Below are 18,192 nucleotides of genomic sequence, written 5' to 3'. Positions count from 1 at the left end.
CGCTCACTCCGCGGTCAGGTCCGCGGTCGACCGCCGGCTCAGCAGCATGCCGGCCCCGAAGAACACCAGCGGCATCGCACCGAAGATCACCGCAAGCGTGGAGCTGCCACCGACGATCAGGGTCAGATTCGACACGACCAGCACCAGCGCCCCGGCCAGGGCGAGCGTGGCGGCCGAGCCCAGCACCACCTTGCGGGTCGAGTCACCGCGGCGGCTGAAGAAGATCACCACGGAGATCGTCGTCAGCAACCACAGGATCGCCAGTGCGTAGATGCCGAGGCCACCGAGCGGTCCGAAGATCTGCAGCACCGGGTCCAGCTGGAGCGCGGCGAAGATGCCCATGATCACGAACGAGGCCACGGTGATGGCCAGCGACGCGTTCGACGGTGCACCGTGACGGCCGTGGACGGCGCCCAGACGCTTCGGGAAGACGCCGCTCTGGCCCAACGCGAAGGTGTACCTCGAGGCGATGTTGTGGAAGGCCAGGGCACAGGCGAAGACGCTGATGAACCAGAAGCCCGTGGTGAGGTCGCGGCCCAGCATGCCGAGGTATTGCTGTGCCGTGTTCACCATGAAGTTGTCGGGGTCGGCCTCGGCGGCCGCGATGGCGTCCGGGCCCCCGTTGCCTTCGATCAGGGCCCAGCTCGAGAAGGCGTAGAAGATCGCCACGATGCCGACGGCCCAGTAGGTCGCCCGTGGGACGGTTCGGTCCGGGTCCTTGGCCTCGTCGCGGAAGACCGCGGTCGCCTCGACGCCGACGAAGCCCCATAGCGCGTACAGCAGAGCGATACCGACACCGCCGGCCAGGCCCTGCGGGGTGAAAGAGTCACCGGTGATGCCCTTTTCGCCGCCCTGCAGAACGATGACCAGGTCGAGCACGACCAGGATGGCCACCTCTGAGACCAGGAAGATCCCGAGGACCTTGGCGCTGAGATCGATGTCGCGGTAACCCAGCCAGGCGACGGCCGCCAGGACCAGCGCGGTCAGCAGCCACCATGGGATCTCGGGCCCGCCGAAGCGCTCGATGAGCCCGGCGAGGATGACCCCGTCGTAGGCCGCCACGCCCAGCAGCGTCGCCATGTATGCCGGAAGCGCGAGCACGGCGGCACCGGCACCGGCCGCGCGGCCGAGGGCCATCTGGATGTAGGCGTAGAAGGCGCCCGGCTTGGTGACGTACTTCGACATCGCGACGAAGCTGGCCGCGAACAACAGGAACACCGCGCCGGCGACCAGGAAGGCGACCGGGATGCCCGTCGTCTTGCCGAGCACCATCGCGATCGGCACGTTGCCGCCGATCGTCGAGAGTGGCGCCGCGGCGGCCACCACCATCAGGACGATGGCGGGCACGCCGAGGTTGCCGCGCAACTTGGCCGGCCGGCCATCCGGCGATGTGTCGCGCCTACGCGTGTCGTCCGCGTCGACGACCTGGGACATGGGCAACCTCCTGTGCTACCGGAGCCGCGGATCGCGGGTTCCGTCGAGTTCCGGGGATGAAGTTTGCGAGACCGGAGAGCCGTCGGCCAGAGGTGTGACGGGTCTTTCCAACACCTTGTTGTAGGCCGGGTCACAGCAGCGGCCGAATGTGCCGCCGGCGTCACACAGTGTGTTGGAAGCTCGGTGCGCGGCGTTGTCCCGCGCTCAACGTTCGGTCAATGCTGTGGCCGTCACGCGAGGAGAGAGGTACGGCGAGCGCCATGCACCTGAACAGCTCGGAGAGCGAGCAGGACCATCGGTTGGGACGCATTCGGCTGTTGGACGAACAGCGGGTCAACCTCGATGGGTTCGCCGAGGCCGACCCCGAACTGGGGATGATCTCGCACCGATCGCCTTACGATCCGGAGCCGTCCTGGGTGGTGGCCGATGACGGCACCGTGCTGGAGATGGACTCGACGCCGGCGGCGAGCTTCGACACGATCGACGAGTTCGTCGTTCGATACGCCATCGATCACACCGAGGCGCCCCGGTCGATGGCGATGGACGAAACCGAGCTGGCCCGGATGATCGTGGATTCGAGCGTGGCCCGGGAGCAGGTGCTGCGGGTGTGCTCGGGACTGACTCCGGCCAAGATGGCTCGCGTCGTCGCGATGTTGCAACCGGTCGAAATCCAGATGGCGATGATGAAGATGCGCGCGCGCCGGACGCCGGCCAATCAGGCGCACGTCACCAATCGGCTCGACGACCCGCTGCTGATCGCCGCCGATGCGGCGACCGCGGTGGTGTACGGCTTCCGGGAATTGGAGGCCACCGTGCCGGTGCTCGACGACGCCCCGGCCGTTGCGGTGGGACTGCTGATCGGTTCCCAGGTGCCCGCGCCCGGTGCGCTGACCCAGTGTTCCGTCGAGGAGGCCCGCGAGCTGGAGTTGGGCGTGCGCGGTCTGGTCTCCTACGCCGAGACGGTGTCGGTCTACGGCACCGAGCAGGTGTTCACCGATGGTGATGACACCCCGTGGTCCAAGGCATTTCTGACCTCGTCGTACGCCTCGCGCGGAATCAAGATGCGGCTGTCGAGCGGGGCAGGATCCGAGGTGCTGATGGGGCAGGCCGAGCGAAAGTCCATGAACTACTTGGAGTCTCGCTGTGTGGCGCTGGCCAAGGGCATCGGCGCACAGGGCGTGCAGAACGGCGGGATCGACGGGGCGGCGATCACCGCCTCGGTCCCCGGTGGCGTCCGCGAGCTCATCGCCGAGAACCTGATGGTGATGCTGCGGGGGTTGGAGTCCTGCAGCGGCAACGACAGCCTGGTCTCCGAGTCCACGATGCGCCGGACCAGCCGGACACTGCCCGTGCTGCTGTCCGGTTCGGATTTCATCTTCTCCGGGTTCGGGTCGGTGCCTGCCTACGACAACATGTTCGGGCCCTCCAACTTCAATGCCAGCGACCTCGACGATTACCTGGTGCTGCAGCGGGACTGGGGCGTCGACGGGGGACTTCGGTCGGTCGACCCGACGACGCTGGAGGCCATGCGACGGCTGGCCGCCGAAGCCACCCGCGCAGTCTTCGAATACCTCGGCCTTGCCGACTTCGACGACGATCACGTGGAAGCCGTTGTGGGAGCACAGGGTTCCAAGGACCTGCCCGAGACCGACGGGGTCAAGGTGCTCAGCGCCGCCAGGATGATCGACCAGTCGGGGCTCACCGTGCTCGATGTCGTGACCGCACTCGCCGAGACCGGCTTCACCGACCTCGCCGACCGCGTGCTGGGCATGGCCAAGGCCAGGGTCACCGGCGACTACCTGCAAACCGCTGCCATCTTCGACGAGGAGATGAACGTCCTGTCGGCATTGCAGGATCCGAACGACTATCGCGGGCCGGGAACGGGTTACCGGCCGTCAGCCGAGCGCCAGGCTCAGATCGATGCCGTGCGGCAGGCCCGGTCGGTGGCCGACCTGGTCAAGGAGCAGGCCACCTACGCCCAGGTGGATCGGCTGATTCCGGTCGGCCCGGCACGGGTGGGCGAGGATCCGCGTGAGGTGGTGATCGGTGTGTCACCGGCATTCGGCACCAAGCTGTTTCGCACCTTGTCCGGCATGACCATCTATGAGGCGCTGGAACAGATCCTGGCCGGCCTCGAGGAGGAGCAGTGCGTGCCGCGGCTCGTCCGCATCACCGACACCATCGACCTCGGAGCCATCGGCAAGTCCGCCGCGCAGCTGTCCGGATCCGGAATCGCCGTGGGGCTGCAGGCCAAAGGCACCACGATCATCCACCGCCGGGACCTCACGCCGTTGTCGAACCTCGAATTGCTCAGCGTCGCACCGCTGATCACCCCGCAGATGTACCGGCTGATCGGAATCAACGCCGGCAGGCACGCCAAGGGGGCGACGCCGGCCCCGATGCGCAACGCCTACACCGAAGAGGCGATCACCGCGCGGTATCACACCCAGGTGGTCTCCATGGTCGCCATCGAGCGGGAACAGTCCGAACAACGCGACGAGACCAGCCGTACCCAGATCGAACTGGAGCTCACGTCATGACCACGTCATCACATTCCGGCCGCAACCTCACCGAGGTGACAGTCGAAGCCGCCCGGAGCGGCGACCTGGCTCTCGACGACATCCGGATCAGCCGGGAAACCTTGCTCGCACAGGCGGATATCGCCGAACGGACTGGTTCTGCGCAGCTGGCGATGAATCTACGACGGGCAGCCGAGATGACGGCGCTGAGCTCCGAGGACATGCTCTCGGCGTACGAGGCGCTGCGACCGGGACGGTCCACGTTTCCCGAGCTCATGGATCTCGCCGAGCGGCTGGACGGGCAGAGCGCTCCGATCTGTGCCGCCTTCGTCCGCGAGGCCGCCGTCGTCTACCGGCGGCGTGGCCTGCTGCGATGACCGTCTGGGCCGGCATCGACATCGGCAACGCCACCACCGAAGTCGTTCTGTGCCGGGCGGGAGCCGATCTGGACGTACTGGCCAGCGCGCGCACGCCGACGCGTGGCGGTAAAGGATCCGTGCGGGCAGTCCATGGTGCCGCCCAGTTGGCCCAACGCCTCGCCGAGACAAGCGGACTGGTGATCGAACGGGCCGCGTTCGCCCCGACCCCGCCGGTTCACTCGTCTGTCGAGCGGGTCAAACTGGAGACCCGCCGCACCGGGCGACTCACCATCGCCACCCGCTCGGCTGCTACCACGGCCGGTGACGGCGTCGGCGTCGGTGTGCCGGTGCCGGTCGAACATCTCGACACGATCGAACCCGGCCGGCCGGTCGTGGCCTGCGCGACCTCGGACCGGGGTTACCGAGAGGTGGCCGGCGCGGTGGCCGCGGCGGTCGAACAGGGCAGGCAGATCGTCGCGGTGCTCACCGAGAACGATGAGGCGGTGCTGGTGGCGAACCGGCTCGGGATCGCGATGCCGGTGGTCGACGATATCGGTGTGGGGCAGCTGCTTTCGGCGACACTGGTCGCGGTCGAGGTCCGCCAGGGGACGACACCACTGCAGCGGTTGACCGACCCGTTCTGGCTGGCCGACGTATTCGCTCTCGGCGACGAGGAACGTGCCGACGCACGGATGATCGCCGACGAGTTGTTCGACAGCGCCTGTGCGGTCGTGTCCCTCGATGACGGCCGGCCGGCGCCCGGTATGCCGGACCGTCAGACAACCGAACCGACCGCTCTCGCGGATGAACCGGCCGGGCCGGCCCATGTGATCCATCTGGCCGACATCGCCCACCAGGCCAACTCACGTCGAGGTTCGGTCGTGGTCGACAGCCTGGTGCGAGCCACCATGGGTGGAACGGACGCGCCGCCTGCCACAGCTGACGAGCTCGAGTGGGCGCTCGGGGCACCGGTGGCGAGCATCGAATCAGAAGCTGCCGCCGCGCGCGTCGGTGCGTTGAGCACCCCGGGCGTCACTCCCGACGTGGTGGTCGTCGATGTCGGGGGAGGCACCGTTGACGTCGTGTCCGATGGCGCCCGCGTCGTACTGCCCGGCGCCGGCCAGCTGCTCACCACTGCTACGGCCTGCGCGCTCGACATTTCAAGAAGCGCAGCGGAGTACGCGAAGCGTGCCGAGGCGGTCACTGCCGTCACCGTCCAGCTCGTCGAGGACGAGCACGGCCGGCGCCAGTTCCTGGACAAGCCGATCAACGGCCGATGCACCGGCTGGCTCCTCACCACGGCACCCAGCGGCCTGCTGCCGTTCACATCGAGGATGTCCGGAACAGAATGGCGCAGTTGGCGACTCGCCGCCAAGCGACTGGTGATCGGCGGCAACGTGATGAGAGGCCTCGAACAGGCCGCACCCGGCGCCACCGGGGTCCTGCTGGTCGGCGGTGGCGCCGGCGACGACGAATTGGTCCGGGCGGTCAGTGAACAACTCGGACCTGAGGTCAGCGTCGGGCGGGGCAACGTCGGCGCGCAACTGGGGCATCGCTTTGCGGTGGCCTACGGGCTGGTCGTCATGGCGATGCGTCAGGAAGACCTGACGGGCTGACCCCGCTCGTCTGATTCGTGTCCGGAACCGGCCGTCTCACCGATTCGGTGAGACGGCCGGCCGGTTCAGTAATCCCAGACGTCCGGCACACACCGGAAGGCATTGCCGGCGACCGCCACTCGGCAGACGGACGGGAAGGGCAGGTGGGTGGCCACCAGTGCCTCACCGGTCGCCGCCAGTTCGGTCAGCAGATCGACGCGGACGCGCACGGCCTCCTCGGGATCATGCTCGAACCCGTTGTGCCACTCGGGATTGTCGAAGCCGACCTGGAACACCGCGTCGCCGGCGAACGTCAGCGCCTGGCCGCCCGATGCCAGCCGGACCACGCTGTGTCCTGGCGTGTGACCGCCGGTGCGCGAGATCATCACTCCCGGCGCCACCTCGTACTCCTTCTCGAAGGTCCGCAGTTGGCCGCGGTAATCGTTCAGGAACTGCGAGGCGACCCGGCGAAGGACATCCGGAATGGGCTGCGGCATGACGGTGTGGGAGAAGTCGGGGGCCTCCCAGAACTCGGCCTCGGCGGCCGCGGCGTGGACCCGCAGATCCGGCCGCAGCTTCTCCTTGACCCCCTCGGTGATCAACCCACCGACGTGATCCATGTGCATGTGGGTGAGCACTACATCGGTCACGGAGCCCAGATCGACGCCGGCGGCCTCGAGCCGTTGAACCGTCTGCCCGGCGCGCGGAAAGTCCGGGAACTCCAATCCCAGGCCGGCGTCGACAAGGATGGTCTGATCGCCGCTGCGGACCACCACCACGTTCAGCGGCCAGTCGACCACTTCGGGTGACAGGAAATTGTCGCCGAGCCAGCCGGCGAGTTTGGCCGGTTCGGCATTGGTCGCCAGGGTCGACGCGGTGATCGGTAGCACCCCGTCGCTGATCACCAGCACCTCGATGTCACCGATCTGTACCGCGTAGCGCGACGGAACCAGCTCGTCGACACCTCGGCTCCCGAGGTGCGAAAGATTGTCCAAGCTCATGCTTCTCCTCCTGAGGGCTGTGAAAATGACCTGCCTTCCCGTAGAACGCACGCCTGCGCCGGGAACTATCCGGGGCCGGGGAAACGCCGATTCAAGCGCGAGCGGGTGGGCCGGGATGGTCGATCTGTTCGCGCAGGATGTCACCGTGGCCCGCGTGTCGGGCGAATTCTTCGATCATCGCAAGCAACGTCCAGCGCATGCTGACGGTGCCCTCGCGCGGATTGTCTTTGGTGTCATCGAGATCGAAGCGGGATGCGATCGCCCGCGATCGCCGGCTCGCGCGTTCGAACTCGGCGATGACGTCGGCGAGCGACTCGTGATCACCGACGGCGAACGTGCCCTCGTCGCGTTCGGAGTATCCGTCGCAGTCGGACGCCTCAAGTCCCGCCCAGAACCGTTGGAACCAAATCCGTTCGGCGGCGGCGGCGTGCTTTATCAGCGAGATAGGCGTCGTCAACGACGTCACGAGTCGTCGGCGGGCCTGTGCATCAGTCATGCCGCGTGCGGTTTCGATGAGCGCTTCGCGATTGCGGTCCAGCGCATTCTCGAGCAGTGTCCGCTCGGATCCGGTGGTGATCACTTTGGTGGCCATAGGTTTTCACTCCATTCTGGTTCGGGGAAGGGTCGGCGATGTCCGCATCATCGCTGAATGCCGTGCGTGAGCCGGTCTGGGAAACGCCGGTGTCCGGGGTCATCGCCGCCGGGACTGAGATGCCACGCTCGGGGGATCATGCGGCGAACGGGCCTGGACGTGAGCGCGGAAAATCGCTGGATGCTCTCGTACCTGTGACCATACTATTCGGGCGTGGCGCCGAAACGGGGGAGATGAGCAGGGTGGACGTGTGGCGAACCCGGGCCGAACGACCCGAGGACATCCGGCGTATTCACGCCGTGAACGCAGCGGCATTCCCCACCGAGCTCGAAGCCGACCTCGTCGACGCACTCCGTCAGGACCCGACTGCATGGATCGACGGACTGTCGACCGTCACGCTCGATTCGAGCGGCTCGATCGTGGGGTATGCGTTGCTCACGCGATGCACCGTGGGAGGCCAGCCTGCTCTGGCACTCGGTCCCTGCGCTGTCGCGCCCGAAGCCCAGCGCTCCGGCGCTGGTTCCGCGGCGATCCGAGCGGGGCTGGAGCAGGCGCGACGTATGGGGGAGAACCTCGTTGTGGTGCTCGGACACGCCGAGTACTACCCGCGTTTCGGGTTCGAACCGGCATCGCGCCTCGGTATCACCGCGCCATTCGAGGCGCCCGACCAGAACTTCCTCGCCCTTGCGCTCCAGCCTGACGAGGCCACTCCGCGCGGTGAGATCGCCTATGCCGAAGCCTTCGGGGTCTGATTGCCCACCAGGTGGTCAAGCGTTGTGGTGCGCGATCACGAACTGACGTATTTGAGCATTGACTTCGTCTGAGGCCTCGGCTGGCAACATGTGTGAAGCATTGGGCCACATGTGATATCGCCATGACGGCACTGCCGACGCGATCCACTCGATCGCCTTACCTGAGTCATGAACAGTATTTCCTGCCAGGAGCACTTGGACCGGAAGACGCACTGTGCGCAAGAGACGCTCCCTCGGGAACCGGGGAGCAGGTGTGTGTATCGGTGGCCCAAAGGCGTCGAAGCCGGCCACGAACAGCTGGGCGAGCCGACCGATGTAGCTGCCCGGTGCGGGGTGTCCCGCAATCCAATCAGCAGCCTGTTCGGCTCCCGCGGACCGGGGGCGGGTCATCACGACTGCCAAGCTCCTCCAGAATCTCGGCGATAGGCGGGCGACGGTGTTGGCCGGGTCAATCAGTGTCACCGTCGCCAACAGGTGGGGCGCGCGTGCCGCCGTGTGAGCGGCAAGCCAGCCCCCGTAGGAGTGGCCCACCAGGTGGACATCACGCAGCGTCAAGCCATCGAGAACCGCGTTGATGCCGCGCGCGCACTGCGCGGGCGTGAACATCGTTCGCTCCTGAATGCTTGCACCCGGCTGGCCCAACGCATCGATCGCGTACAGGGTGAAGTCACCTGACAGACCGGCGACTTGTTCCCTCCACATCGCCGAGGTGAGAAAGAAGCCGTGGATCAGCACGACGGGTACACCGCCATCTGGGCCATGTTGGTAGACGCGCACGGTGCCGAATTCGGTTGGCACGTCGTGTACGACGTCCGGATGGGGCGTTAATGCTCGTACCTCGTCGTACACGGACATGTAGCGTCGTCGCGCGTCCGCGTTCTTGAAACCTCGGTCAGTCAAGCCCAACTCGGCCACCTTGTCGGTTGCAACAGGCATGATCCATCAGATGTAGCGGCGATACCCTACTTGCCGGCCGGCGTCAGGAGCCCGAAATGAGACCTCTTCGGTATTCGATCAATGTCACGCTGGACGGATGCTGTGACCATCGCGCCCTCGTCCCGAATGCCGATATGCATCGGCACGCGATCGAGATGTTCGACAGAGTCGATGCCCTGCTGTTCGGCCGGGTGACGTACCAGATGATGGAGGACGCGTGGCGGTCACCGGCACCACCGGGGACGCGACCCGAGTGGATGGAGCCCTTCGCCCGGACGATCGACGCCATGAAGAAGTACGTCGTCTCGAGCACCTTGGAACGCGTGGACTGGAACGCCGAGCTCGTGCGGGGTGATCTGGCCTCCGCGGTACAGCAGCTCAAGCGTGAGCAGGGTGCCGGGCTGTACGTCGGAGGAGTGACGCTTCCGATGGCGTTGGCAGAGCTGGGATTGATCGACGAGTACGAGTTCGTGGTGCATCCCAGGCTGGTGGGCCATGGGCGGACGCTGTTCGCCGGCCTGTCGACGTATGTCGACTTGAAGCTCGTGGGCCGGCGGGAGTTCGGGTCCGGCGCGGTGGCGATGCGATACGAGCCGACGTAGCTTCTCAGCGCCTGCTCTCGGTGAATCGCGAGAGTTGATCGGCGACGGTTGCCCAACCTTCGGCGAAGCCGAGTTCGGCATGGCGGTTCTTGGCGGCCGGGTCGCCGTGGCGGGCGATGATGCGGTAGTCGGTGCCGTCGGCGTGATCACGCATCGTGACTTCGGCGGTCATCGAGATGGGAGCCGGGCTGGCCGGTCGCCAGCCGCTGTCCACGGCGTTGGTGAACACCAACCGCTCGAACTCGTCGACCCGGAGGAAACAGGCATCCAGATGCGGCACGAACTCGCCGCCGTCCTCACTCATCCGGGTGACAAACGCCCCACCCGGGCGGACGTCCAAGCGTTCCACGCGGCACAGCATCGGCGCGGGGATCCACCACTGCGCCAAGCTGTCCGGGTTGGTCCAGGCCTCCCAAACCGCCTTGCGGGGTGCGCGGATGATCCGCTCGACGCTGAGGTCGAGATCAGGGTTCATGTCGGGTTTCCTTTCTCGGATGCGGTGACGAATTGCTCCAGCCGGTCGGTGCGTTCCTCCCAGACGCGCCGCTGCTGTGTCAGCCAGTCTTCGATGACAGTGAGCCGTTCCTGGTTGAGCTGGCAGGTGCGGACGCGGCCGACCTTCGCCGTGCGGATCAGGCCCGTCGACTCGAGCATCCGCACGTGCTTCATGAACGAGGGGAGCGTCATGGTGGCCTTGCCGGCCAGATCGCCCACGCTCGCCGGCCCGCGCCCGAGCTGGTGGATCACTGCGCGCCTGGTCGGGTCTGCGAGCGCCAGGAAGACCTCATCGAGTTCGGCCGAATACTGTGCCACGAGGCTAAGTATCCAATATGGCAACACTTAGCGCAAGGGCTAAGTGTTCGCGGGTGGCGTCCTGTGAGGTTATTCTTTGTTGAGCGACAAAGAATGGAGGAGATGGTGCGGGCTGCGGTGATCGAGGAACTCGGGCAACCATTGGTCGTGCAGGAAGTGCCGGAGCCGACCTGCCCGCCGGACGGAGCGATCGTGCGGGTGATGGCCAACGGCATCTGCCGCACGGACTGGGCCTTGTGGTCGGGGAACTTCTGGGCCGGTGGGCCTCGTGTCGCTGCTCCCTTCGTCTTGGGCCACGAATTCGCCGGTGTCGTCGAGGAAGTCGGCTCCGAGGTCCGGCGCTGGCGCGCAGGGGACAGGGTGACGTTCCCGATGAATCCGGGTGACGGCGACTGCGGGATGTGCCGGGCCGGCCATCAGCACGTGTGCGAACACGGCGGCACGTTGGTGCCCGGAGTTTCCTATTGGGGCGCTTTCGCCGAGTATGTGGTCGTCCGCTTCGCCGACGTCAACATGGTGGCGCTGCCGGAGTCGTTGAGCTTCGTCTCCGCGGCCAGTCTCGGCTGCCGCTACATCGCGGCCTTTCACGGCATCGTCGACCAGGCGCGGGTACGCCCCGGCGAATGGGTCGCGGTCTATGGGGCGGGCGGAGGTATGGGCTTGGCCGCAGTCCAGATCGCCGCCGCCGCAGGGGCCAATGTGATCGCAGTCGACATTGCCGTCGACAAGGTCGCTGCGGCAGGCCGACTCGGAGCCGTCCACACCACCACGGCCGCCGCGCCGGAGGCTGCCGCCGAGATCGTCGAGCTGACCGGGGCGGTGCCCACGTGTCGGTAGATGCGGTTGGGCTCGCACAGACCTGCCAGGCGTCGTTGCACTCGTTGCGTACCCGGGGTCGCCACTTGCAGCTGGGTCACACCGTGGCGGCCGACGGCGGTCAGATCGCGGTACCCATCGATCTCATGCTGATCAAGGAACTCGAGTTCCAGAATGCGTTCGGCATGGCCGGACACCAGTTCGGTCCGATGCTCGCGATGATCGATGCGGGTCGGCTCCGTCCGGACGAGGTCGTCTCTCGTACCGTCAGCCTCGATGAGGTGAGCTCGGTGCTTGAATCGATGGCGTCGTTCGGCACAACCGGCGTCGTGGTGATCGACCGATTCTGAGGTGAGTTGAATGGCCGGCAGACCAAGGGAATTCGACCGGGACGAAGTCCTCGAGAAGATCCAGCAGGTGTTCTGGGAACGCGGGTACGAGAGCACGTCCATGAGCGATCTCGTCGCGGCCACCGGGCTGGCTTCGGCGCGGCTGTACGCGGCCTACGGGTCGAAGGAGACGTTGTTCCGGGAAGCCATCGATCGGTACGAGCAACAGGAGGGCGGGTTCGCCGATCGTGCCCTCGCCGAAGAGCCGACGGTCCGCCACGCGTTCGAGCGGATGCTGCGCGAGGCGGTCGACGTGTACACGCAGCGTGGTGCGCGCGGCTGCATGGTGGTCAGCTCGGCCACCAATTGCTCACCGGCCAATGATGTGGTCCGGCAATGGCTGGCCGAGCATCGGCGCAGGCGCACCGACTCACTGGTCGAACGTGTGCGCGCCGCCGTTGCCGCGGGCGAACTCCCTGCCGGTACGGATGCGCAGGCGTTGGGCGACGCCTATGCGGCCGTGCTGCACGGCATTTCCGTCCAGGCCCGCGACGGTATCCCACGTACACGTCTGCTCGCGCTGATCGAGCCGGCGATGGCGTTGCTCGGCCCGTAGCGGTCGGATTCGCCTGTCATTCTCTTTCCCTGAGTCGGTCCAGCCGCGAATCCGCTTGCCTCAGAGCCGCTTCGGCCGTCTCCATCCGTTTCTGCAGACCTTTCGCCGAGCGCTCTGCCTCATCGAGCTCTGTCGCCGCCGCCTCCAGGTCGTGCTCGGCGGCGGCGAGGCTCTCCAGCAGCTTCTCGTATCGCCGACGTGCGGTCTTGACCTTGGCCCGATGCTCGGACACCGTGGCGAGTGCATCGTCGAGCGTGTCGCGGGCGGCCTCCACTTCGGAGGCGGCCGTGTTGCGGGTGTGTCGGGCCTCATCGATCGCTGCGGAGTCCCGCTCTGGCTGCTTGGTTTCCGACGGCGGTGGGGGAGTCTTCGACGTCGACCCGGTGGTGGGCCGAACTTTCGTGGTCACTGCGGACGACGCGCCGAAGTCGCCGAAGCCTGACCACTCTTCGGCCTTGGACAGCCGCCCCAGCCGCGCAGCCACCTCCGGATCTGCGATTGCCGCCTGCAGGGTGCCCGTGACGTCGTCGCGCACCGACGCCGTGGGATTCACATCCGCGGCCGCGAACGCGGCACGGGCCAGTTCCTGCACCAACTGCCGCTGTACCGAGGACAGTTCGCGGATGCGCTGCCCGTCCATGGCTGCGTGCGCGGCACGCAGGGCTTCGTGCAGCTCGGTCACCCTCGGGCGCACTGTTTCGTCGGTCAGCGTCAGCCGGTTCACCACCCAGGCCGCTGTCGTCGGTCGTCGTGCCGCGCCGATCACCTTGGCCGCGTCAGCGTCACCACGTTTCTTCGCCGCAGCCGCGAGATCCTTGCGCCGCGCGGTGAACTGCTCCGGCGGTACGCCGTAGAGCGAGTCGAGGTCGCCTTCGACGGTCATCGGTGCGACCTCACAGCGAGGGTAGACACCCGACGATGTTCGCAGATGTTGGAGTTCTGGAGCTCAACCCGGTGGCGCTCAGCCCTTCCAGACCACCTTGTCGGTTCCCCCGGCATCCCGGTAAACCACGCTGTCGGGCGCCGTGCCGCCGCGGACGTCGAAGTAAACCCGCCCGCTTGTCTGGGTGCCCATGGCGATCGGCTGGTTAGGCAGGCCGTCGGTCTGGTTTCCCTTCATGTTCGCGTAGGTGGAGCTGTTGACCGCCCGCGCGTTGAAATCGGCGATGTTCGGGGTGGGGAAGCCACTCACGGCTCGGGCCGTGACGTCCGAATACCAGATGCCGTCGTTGTGACCGCTGGGTTGCAAGTTACTCACGGTGTAATCGATGGCGCCACCGGGACTCGGAATCTCGGCCGTTTCGCCGAACTCCAAGGCCGTCGGATCGGCGTATGCCGTTGGTGCCAGAATCCCGGCCGCCGCGATGCCAGCGGCGGCTATGGTCGATTTCAAAGCGATCTTCGTGAATGCCACGTCAGGCTCCCTCCGCCATTCTCCTGCTGTGCAGGAGCTATTGCGTTCGGTTCAACCGGGGTGTAGCCAAACGATGGGACTTCAAACCTGCTCGGTTCACGGCAGCAAGGCTTTCGGCGGGCTCATCCGGGCCACCGGTTTGGGCCATGGGCATCAGAGGTGCAGCTGCGATGGATGCGATCAGTCTGGATCAAGCGTCTCGGTTAGTCGCGCCAACGAATCAAGCTGCAAATCAGCCAATGTGGCCTCTGGATACCGGGCGTGAAGATGTCCCCACGGGCCGCGACGGATGAGTGCCGTACGTAATCCTGCCGACCGCGCGGGCAGGATGTCGTTGTCGAGACGGTCACCGATATACATGATCTGACAGGCGTCGAGGTGGGCGGCACGAGTCAGTCTGGTGAAGAACTCGGCGGACGGCTTCGAGACGTTCCACTCGGCCGAGGAGGCGACGAAGTCGGCGCCGAAGCCGAGCGTTGCCAGCTGTTCGACCGCGCCGGCCGGCTGATTTCCAGCAACTCCAACGATCAGCCCGGCGGATCTGGCGGCCCGGAGGCAGGCTAGTGCGTCGGGATAGAGGTCGGCGGTGGTGATGGTGGGAGGGGTTGTCGGACGGCGGATTCCGAGCATGTCCCACGCGGCTCGGTGGTCTTCGCCGCGTTCGATCAGTGCCCCGATAACGCCCATCAATGTGAAGGGCGTGACGCCGGCCTGTCGGGCTTGGTCGGACCAGGTGCGGGATTCGTCGACGAGGGTTTCTCCGACATCGAAGACGAGTGCCCGCACATCCGCAGGTAGTTGTAGGCCGCCCACATCACGATGATCTCATCTGAGCGAACGAAGTCACGCCCCAACTTGCCGGGTGCAGTGCCGGATCACTGGGGTGCTCGACTTTGACGCGGCGTCGTGGGGTGATCCCTTGGCCGACTGGACGATTCATCGTGTGCGGGAGGGAGCGGGCACCGAAGCGGACGCCTTCTGGGATAGCGACGGCGACCCGCCAACGGATGCGGCCAGCGCAGCCCGCGAATTGATCTATCGTGCACGGCATCTCATTGGAGCGCGGCTCGATATTCACGTCGGGGGATCGACATCGGCTCGGTGCCGCCGGTCTACTGGGATCTCGGCGACGTGCTCGCTTAGCTCGGAGCCTGAGGCGTCCCGCCATGCCGGCGTACGGCAAATGAACTGCACGCGTCGTTCATGGGTGGCCAGCGTTCGCGCTCGGCCCGGCTGGGGGCGTTTTGCCAGATCCTGAATGTTCCAATACAGTCCTTGGCTAATCACTACGATGCCGTATCACCTGGCAAGATGGCGTAGCTCACAATGTGGCAACAGGGGTGGTGGTTGCCACGCATACGAGTTGTCGGCGGCAGGCCGGTTCTGCTTCGCTGCGGCTGCAATCCACGCAGCAAACTCCTGTCGGTGCGCATCTGGTCGTGCGCTGCTCGTCTGCGCATGGTGGCCGTTGCGAGGTTCGACCCTGTTTCGCGCTGACGTGCGGGGTTGGAGGGGGTGATCGTGTCCGGTCCACGGATCTACAAGTTCAAACCCTCACTCAGGAGAGCAAGACCATGCCCAAAGTCGTCCGATCGCCGGAGACGTTCGGAAAACTAAAGAGTGTAAAGGCAATCACCGCCACCCTGCTCGTCGCCACCGGCCTAGGTGGCGCCAGTCTGCTTTCTCGGCCCGTGCCCCCAGATGTGCCGATCGCGGTCGAGCATCGGCCCACGGGCGACACCGTCCCCAGGCCGGCCGCAGCCATCACCCCGGCACCGGTTGTGGTGACCAAAGACTCCAATGCTCAAGACATCGTGAGGGCCATCGTCAGCCAGGGCAGGGCGGCCAAGTTGAGTGAGGACCAGATCAAGACCGTCATCGCCACCGCGAAGATCGAGTCGAGTTTCCGCCCGACGGCCTCCGGCGGTGTCCAGGCCTACGGCGGGCCGGGTGGTGCGGCCGACGAGGTCATCGGCCTGTTCCAGGAGAAGGCCAGCTTCGGCACGGTGGCCGAACGTCAAGACCCCAACAAGGCGATCTCCCGGTTCATTGCCCGGTTCACCGAGGCGTTCAAGAAGTACGGCATCACCAGCGACACCGTGCTGGCAGCCACGCTCGCGCAGAACCCGCAGCTGCTCAAGTACCACGGTGGGGTTGGAACGCATTACTACAACACCGTCAAGGCGTCGATGAGCGCGGCCGCAGAGCTGTACGGCCGGGCCACCGGTGTCTCGCCGCATCCGGCGACCTGACGCTCAGGGGGGGGCGAGGCCATGTGAGTCCTCGCCGTGGGTCCGCGGTCTCAGAGGTCGCCTCCCGTGGTCACACGCGACCTGTGAACGCCCGAAGTGCCTGCACCGCGTTGTCGGGTCCGGTCATGGTGATCTCGCCTAGCGCAAACCGCCCCGACAGCCATCGGACCAGGTCCGGGGGCGAGCCGGCGACCGTTACGTCTCGACCCGGCGTCGGCCCGACCGACCATCGGAAGCGGGCATCGGCGGTGCCGACCGTCACGCGGACACCGGCGGGCAGCTTCTTGAGCTGATAACGCAGTACGAGGGGAATGGCCTCGGTCAATGTCGTCGGCGCGGCGTGGACTCCGCCGTTGCCGCGAATGAGATCGTCGTGATGCGTCCAGTACTCGAACAGGGTCAGCGGCGCCACGCGAGGCCGTAGCAGCAGCCGCGGAATCGGCCGGCGCAGCCGGTGCACCAGCGCGGAAAACCCGTGGCGTCGCTCCAAGCGCATCGCGATGTCGACCAGGCTGGGGGCCGCAGGCACCGAAACCCCACGTGCCACCAGTGACCGGGCGACAAACGTCGTCACCCCACCATTGCGCTCCTCACCCGCCAGGTGGGCCGCGAGGTCCATCGCAGTCCACTCACCGCAACCGGTCTGCGCTGACGGACCCAGTGCCATCAGGAAGTCCGCGAATGCTGCACGTTCGGCTTTGACGTCCTCAACGATCGTCATGTCCAACAGTGTTACCGCAGGGACGAGGGCGGTCGTCACCATTTCCGCGATTCGAGCATCGAGGATCTGCGTCGCACGTCCGCCTGCTCGTTCGTTGCCTCGTCCACGCCCTGGAGGCCTAGGTATCGGGACGGTTTCAGTTGAGCAAAGGTAGCGCAGCTTCCCGGCGATGCGAGCACTGATGTCGGTGGCTCCGCTTTAATGTTTGCTGCTGTGACCGGACTGGGCAGTTGTGTGAAGCGCTGGAGCGCAGCGCTTTACGTAACTCTGGCGGCGGTGATGACTGTCATCTCCGGACTCGTCGTGGTCCCGGTCGCTCATGGTGCTGCGGCTGCCGCGAGGCTGACGGTCTCATCGACGTGGCAGACCGGTTTCATCGGGCACTTCACCATCGTGAACGCGAGCGCGGTGCCCATGACGGATTGGCGGCTCGAATTCGACTTGCCGCCAGGCGAATCCATCTCGCACACGTGGAGTAGCACGTTTACTCGATATGGCACGCACTACGTGCTCACCCCCGCGAACTGGAATCGCATCATCGCGCCGGGCGGTACCGCCCAAGGCGGGATGAGAGGCGTGCTGAGCGGCTTCTACTCGCCGCCGGCGAATTGCGTACTCAATGGGCAATATCCGTGCACTTAGCGGCGATGAATCCGAGACTCCCTGACTACGAGCCGAATAGGCGACTGACCGCGATCGCCTGCGCCAGTCAAGTGGTTCCGTTATAGTCCGGCCGGCGGGGTTCAATGCAAGATGACCCGCCATACGAAGCCGCGAGAGGGAGCTCATGGGGACGATCACACACCGCCACACGGCACTGGTCGGCCTGGCGGCCGCCGCGCTGATGACGGTGGGCTGCAGCAACGGCCAGGCGGTCGATTCGTCACTATCGCCCCAGGTCTCGTTGATCGTCACCTCTACGGTTGAGACGCCGGGGCAGACCAGCGAGGTGAAGCTCATCGGGGAGCGTGACGTCGAGGTGACGCTGACCGGCCCGATCGCCGCCAAATACTCGTCGGCAACCCAGAGCCAGAAGGACGCCCTCGGCAAGCCCCTGACGGGTGACCGTAACGCGGGAGCGCGGGAGAGCGGTGTGCTGTTCCAGCAGTTCCAGGGCGGCGTTATCACCGCCAGGAACGGCGACCCCGGCACGCCGGCATATATCACCTGGGGCAAGATCCGGGAGGCCTGGAACGTCCCACGCGATCCGGACGGCGTGCCGGCGGTCACCGGCGAGAACGGCTCAGTGGGCCCGCTGGGCGCCCCCACGAGCGATGAGACCGCCGTCGACGATCTGCTTGTGGAGACGTTCGACCACGGCAAGGTCTCGTACAACACGACCACCGGCCAGGTCGAGGTGACGATCAACGGCAAGGTCGTCCCGTCTGGTCTGTAGGCGGCTGAGTACGAGGCCCGGAACGGGTCGACGGGTCCGCCGGCG

General features: G+C 66.2%; 21 protein-coding genes. 11 read left to right on the top strand and 10 right to left on the bottom strand.

Annotated features, from left to right (window positions below; all coding sequences use genetic code 11):
- Window positions 1-3 precede the first annotated feature (3 nt).
- Complete coding sequence (locus tag BN4332_RS05115) at window positions 4-1,434, bottom strand: APC family permease (RefSeq protein WP_066897460.1); 1,431 nt, start codon at window positions 1,432-1,434, stop codon at window positions 4-6.
- Window positions 1,435-1,694: 260 nt separating this feature from the next.
- On the opposite strand from BN4332_RS05115, the gene BN4332_RS05110 reads away from it, so the two are divergent.
- The 3 genes from BN4332_RS05110 to BN4332_RS05100 are packed head-to-tail and all read left to right on the top strand — an operon-like array spanning window position 1,695 to window position 5,928.
- Window positions 1,695-3,974, top strand: coding sequence for a propanediol/glycerol family dehydratase large subunit (locus BN4332_RS05110; protein WP_066897459.1), 2,280 nt, complete (start codon window positions 1,695-1,697; stop codon window positions 3,972-3,974).
- On the top strand, window positions 3,971-4,330 hold the full coding sequence (locus BN4332_RS05105) for a diol dehydratase small subunit (RefSeq protein ID WP_066897458.1): 360 nt from the start codon (window positions 3,971-3,973) through the stop codon (window positions 4,328-4,330). Before BN4332_RS05110 ends, BN4332_RS05105 begins: the two co-directional genes overlap by 4 nt.
- Window positions 4,327-5,928, top strand: coding sequence for a diol dehydratase reactivase ATPase-like domain-containing protein (locus BN4332_RS05100; RefSeq protein WP_066897457.1), 1,602 nt, complete (start codon window positions 4,327-4,329; stop codon window positions 5,926-5,928). The genes BN4332_RS05105 and BN4332_RS05100 overlap by 4 nt, the downstream gene beginning before the upstream one ends.
- Before the next feature lie 65 nt (window positions 5,929-5,993).
- Here the strand turns inward: BN4332_RS05100 and BN4332_RS05095 are convergent, their stop codons facing one another.
- Together BN4332_RS05095 and BN4332_RS05090 are read right to left on the bottom strand one after the other, a co-directional pair.
- A complete protein-coding gene (locus tag BN4332_RS05095) occupies window positions 5,994-6,908 on the bottom strand; it encodes an MBL fold metallo-hydrolase (RefSeq protein WP_066897456.1) in 915 nt (304 codons plus the stop codon).
- A 91-nt stretch (window positions 6,909-6,999) separates the two neighbouring features.
- A complete protein-coding gene (locus BN4332_RS05090) occupies window positions 7,000-7,500 on the bottom strand; it encodes a DinB family protein (protein ID WP_066897455.1) in 501 nt (166 codons plus the stop codon).
- A 38-nt stretch (window positions 7,501-7,538) separates the two neighbouring features.
- On the opposite strand from BN4332_RS05090, the gene BN4332_RS05085 reads away from it, so the two are divergent.
- Window positions 7,539-8,252 (top strand): GNAT family N-acetyltransferase, encoded by a 714-nt coding sequence (locus BN4332_RS05085; RefSeq protein WP_435405149.1) that lies wholly within the window; start codon window positions 7,539-7,541, stop codon window positions 8,250-8,252.
- A 15-nt stretch (window positions 8,253-8,267) separates the two neighbouring features.
- Here the strand turns inward: BN4332_RS05085 and BN4332_RS05080 are convergent, their stop codons facing one another.
- Window positions 8,268-9,188, bottom strand: coding sequence for an alpha/beta fold hydrolase (locus BN4332_RS05080; RefSeq protein ID WP_066897453.1), 921 nt, complete (start codon window positions 9,186-9,188; stop codon window positions 8,268-8,270).
- A 56-nt stretch (window positions 9,189-9,244) separates the two neighbouring features.
- Here BN4332_RS05080 and BN4332_RS05075 point away from each other — a divergent pair, with 56 nt between their 5' ends.
- On the top strand, window positions 9,245-9,790 hold the full coding sequence (locus tag BN4332_RS05075; protein WP_066897452.1) for a dihydrofolate reductase family protein: 546 nt from the start codon (window positions 9,245-9,247) through the stop codon (window positions 9,788-9,790).
- 4 nt (window positions 9,791-9,794) lie between these two features.
- Here the strand turns inward: BN4332_RS05075 and BN4332_RS05070 are convergent, their stop codons facing one another.
- Together BN4332_RS05070 and BN4332_RS05065 are read right to left on the bottom strand one after the other, a co-directional pair.
- Window positions 9,795-10,265 carry an SRPBCC domain-containing protein gene (locus tag BN4332_RS05070; protein WP_066897451.1) on the bottom strand — a complete coding sequence of 157 codons (471 nt, stop codon included), beginning with the start codon at window positions 10,263-10,265 and terminating at the stop codon, window positions 9,795-9,797.
- A complete protein-coding gene (locus BN4332_RS05065; protein ID WP_066897450.1) occupies window positions 10,262-10,603 on the bottom strand; it encodes an ArsR/SmtB family transcription factor in 342 nt (113 codons plus the stop codon). Before BN4332_RS05065 ends, BN4332_RS05070 begins: the two co-directional genes overlap by 4 nt.
- 102 nt (window positions 10,604-10,705) lie before the next feature.
- Here BN4332_RS05065 and BN4332_RS05060 point away from each other — a divergent pair, with 102 nt between their 5' ends.
- Genes BN4332_RS05060 through BN4332_RS05050 form a run of 3 tightly spaced genes read left to right on the top strand, consistent with a single transcriptional unit; the run spans window position 10,706 to window position 12,364 of the window.
- Window positions 10,706-11,440, top strand: a complete 735-nt coding sequence (locus BN4332_RS05060; protein WP_220096853.1) for an alcohol dehydrogenase catalytic domain-containing protein — start codon at window positions 10,706-10,708, stop codon at window positions 11,438-11,440.
- Window positions 11,431-11,769 (top strand): zinc-binding dehydrogenase, encoded by a 339-nt coding sequence (locus BN4332_RS33145; protein WP_160110812.1) that lies wholly within the window; start codon window positions 11,431-11,433, stop codon window positions 11,767-11,769. Before BN4332_RS05060 ends, BN4332_RS33145 begins: the two co-directional genes overlap by 10 nt.
- A gap of 10 nt (window positions 11,770-11,779) precedes the next feature.
- A complete protein-coding gene (locus tag BN4332_RS05050) occupies window positions 11,780-12,364 on the top strand; it encodes a TetR/AcrR family transcriptional regulator (RefSeq protein WP_066897447.1) in 585 nt (194 codons plus the stop codon).
- A 16-nt stretch (window positions 12,365-12,380) separates the two neighbouring features.
- Here BN4332_RS05050 and BN4332_RS05045 read toward each other — a convergent pair whose 3' ends face one another.
- The 3 genes from BN4332_RS05045 to BN4332_RS05035 all read right to left on the bottom strand — a co-directional run bounded on the left by BN4332_RS05045 (window position 12,381) and on the right by BN4332_RS05035 (window position 14,564).
- Window positions 12,381-13,247 (bottom strand): coiled-coil domain-containing protein, encoded by an 867-nt coding sequence (locus BN4332_RS05045; protein ID WP_066897446.1) that lies wholly within the window; start codon window positions 13,245-13,247, stop codon window positions 12,381-12,383.
- A gap of 78 nt (window positions 13,248-13,325) precedes the next feature.
- On the bottom strand, window positions 13,326-13,778 hold the full coding sequence (locus BN4332_RS05040) for a DUF1942 domain-containing protein (protein ID WP_066897445.1): 453 nt from the start codon (window positions 13,776-13,778) through the stop codon (window positions 13,326-13,328).
- 180 nt (window positions 13,779-13,958) lie between these two features.
- Entirely contained in the window at window positions 13,959-14,564 is a 606-nt protein-coding gene (locus BN4332_RS05035) for an HAD family hydrolase (protein ID WP_338066797.1), read from the bottom strand.
- 905 nt (window positions 14,565-15,469) lie between these two features.
- Here BN4332_RS05035 and BN4332_RS05030 point away from each other — a divergent pair.
- Window positions 15,470-16,030: a hypothetical protein gene (locus tag BN4332_RS05030; RefSeq protein ID WP_235654023.1), complete on the top strand. Its 561-nt coding sequence runs from the start codon at window positions 15,470-15,472 to the stop codon at window positions 16,028-16,030.
- 70 nt (window positions 16,031-16,100) lie between these two features.
- Here BN4332_RS05030 and BN4332_RS05025 read toward each other — a convergent pair whose 3' ends face one another.
- Window positions 16,101-16,751: a maleylpyruvate isomerase family mycothiol-dependent enzyme gene (locus BN4332_RS05025; protein ID WP_160110811.1), complete on the bottom strand. Its 651-nt coding sequence runs from the start codon at window positions 16,749-16,751 to the stop codon at window positions 16,101-16,103.
- Window positions 16,752-16,964: 213 nt separating this feature from the next.
- On the opposite strand from BN4332_RS05025, the gene BN4332_RS05020 reads away from it, so the two are divergent.
- The gene (locus BN4332_RS05020; RefSeq protein WP_074132981.1) at window positions 16,965-17,393 is read left to right on the top strand and encodes a cellulose-binding domain-containing protein; all 429 of its coding nucleotides are present in this window, start codon (window positions 16,965-16,967) and stop codon (window positions 17,391-17,393) included.
- Window positions 17,394-17,538: 145 nt separating this feature from the next.
- Window positions 17,539-18,147, top strand: a complete 609-nt coding sequence (locus tag BN4332_RS05015) for an LGFP repeat-containing protein (RefSeq protein WP_066897440.1) — start codon at window positions 17,539-17,541, stop codon at window positions 18,145-18,147.
- Window positions 18,148-18,192: the final 45 nt, after the last annotated feature.

Source organism: Mycolicibacterium houstonense (assembly GCF_900078665.2).
Classification (GTDB): Bacteria; Actinomycetota; Actinomycetes; order Mycobacteriales; family Mycobacteriaceae; genus Mycobacterium; species Mycobacterium houstonense.
Note: the sequence above shows the minus strand (reverse complement) of the source record. Positions and strands in the feature narration are given on the sequence as shown.

Bases quoted from the DNA above. Each gene is read 5' to 3' on its own strand.
- BN4332_RS05045 (WP_066897446.1), bottom strand. From the start codon at position 13,247: ATGACCGTCGAAGGCGACCTCGACTCGCTCTACGGCGTACCGCCGGAG.
- BN4332_RS05090 (WP_066897455.1), bottom strand. From the start codon at position 7,500: ATGGCCACCAAAGTGATCACCACCGGATCCGAGCGGACACTGCTCGAG.
- BN4332_RS05060 (WP_220096853.1), top strand. From the start codon at position 10,706: ATGGTGCGGGCTGCGGTGATCGAGGAACTCGGGCAACCATTGGTCGTG.
- BN4332_RS05100 (WP_066897457.1), top strand. From the start codon at position 4,327: ATGACCGTCTGGGCCGGCATCGACATCGGCAACGCCACCACCGAAGTC.
- BN4332_RS05075 (WP_066897452.1), top strand. From the start codon at position 9,245: ATGAGACCTCTTCGGTATTCGATCAATGTCACGCTGGACGGATGCTGT.
- BN4332_RS05025 (WP_160110811.1), bottom strand. From the start codon at position 16,751: ATGACGATCGTTGAGGACGTCAAAGCCGAACGTGCAGCATTCGCGGAC.
- BN4332_RS05110 (WP_066897459.1), top strand. From the start codon at position 1,695: ATGCACCTGAACAGCTCGGAGAGCGAGCAGGACCATCGGTTGGGACGC.
- BN4332_RS05070 (WP_066897451.1), bottom strand. From the start codon at position 10,265: ATGAACCCTGATCTCGACCTCAGCGTCGAGCGGATCATCCGCGCACCC.
- BN4332_RS05050 (WP_066897447.1), top strand. From the start codon at position 11,780: ATGGCCGGCAGACCAAGGGAATTCGACCGGGACGAAGTCCTCGAGAAG.
- BN4332_RS05095 (WP_066897456.1), bottom strand. From the start codon at position 6,908: ATGAGCTTGGACAATCTTTCGCACCTCGGGAGCCGAGGTGTCGACGAG.
- BN4332_RS05115 (WP_066897460.1), bottom strand. From the start codon at position 1,434: ATGTCCCAGGTCGTCGACGCGGACGACACGCGTAGGCGCGACACATCG.
- BN4332_RS05080 (WP_066897453.1), bottom strand. From the start codon at position 9,188: ATGCCTGTTGCAACCGACAAGGTGGCCGAGTTGGGCTTGACTGACCGA.
- BN4332_RS05085 (WP_435405149.1), top strand. From the start codon at position 7,539: ATGTCCGCATCATCGCTGAATGCCGTGCGTGAGCCGGTCTGGGAAACG.
- BN4332_RS05105 (WP_066897458.1), top strand. From the start codon at position 3,971: ATGACCACGTCATCACATTCCGGCCGCAACCTCACCGAGGTGACAGTC.
- BN4332_RS05015 (WP_066897440.1), top strand. From the start codon at position 17,539: ATGGGGACGATCACACACCGCCACACGGCACTGGTCGGCCTGGCGGCC.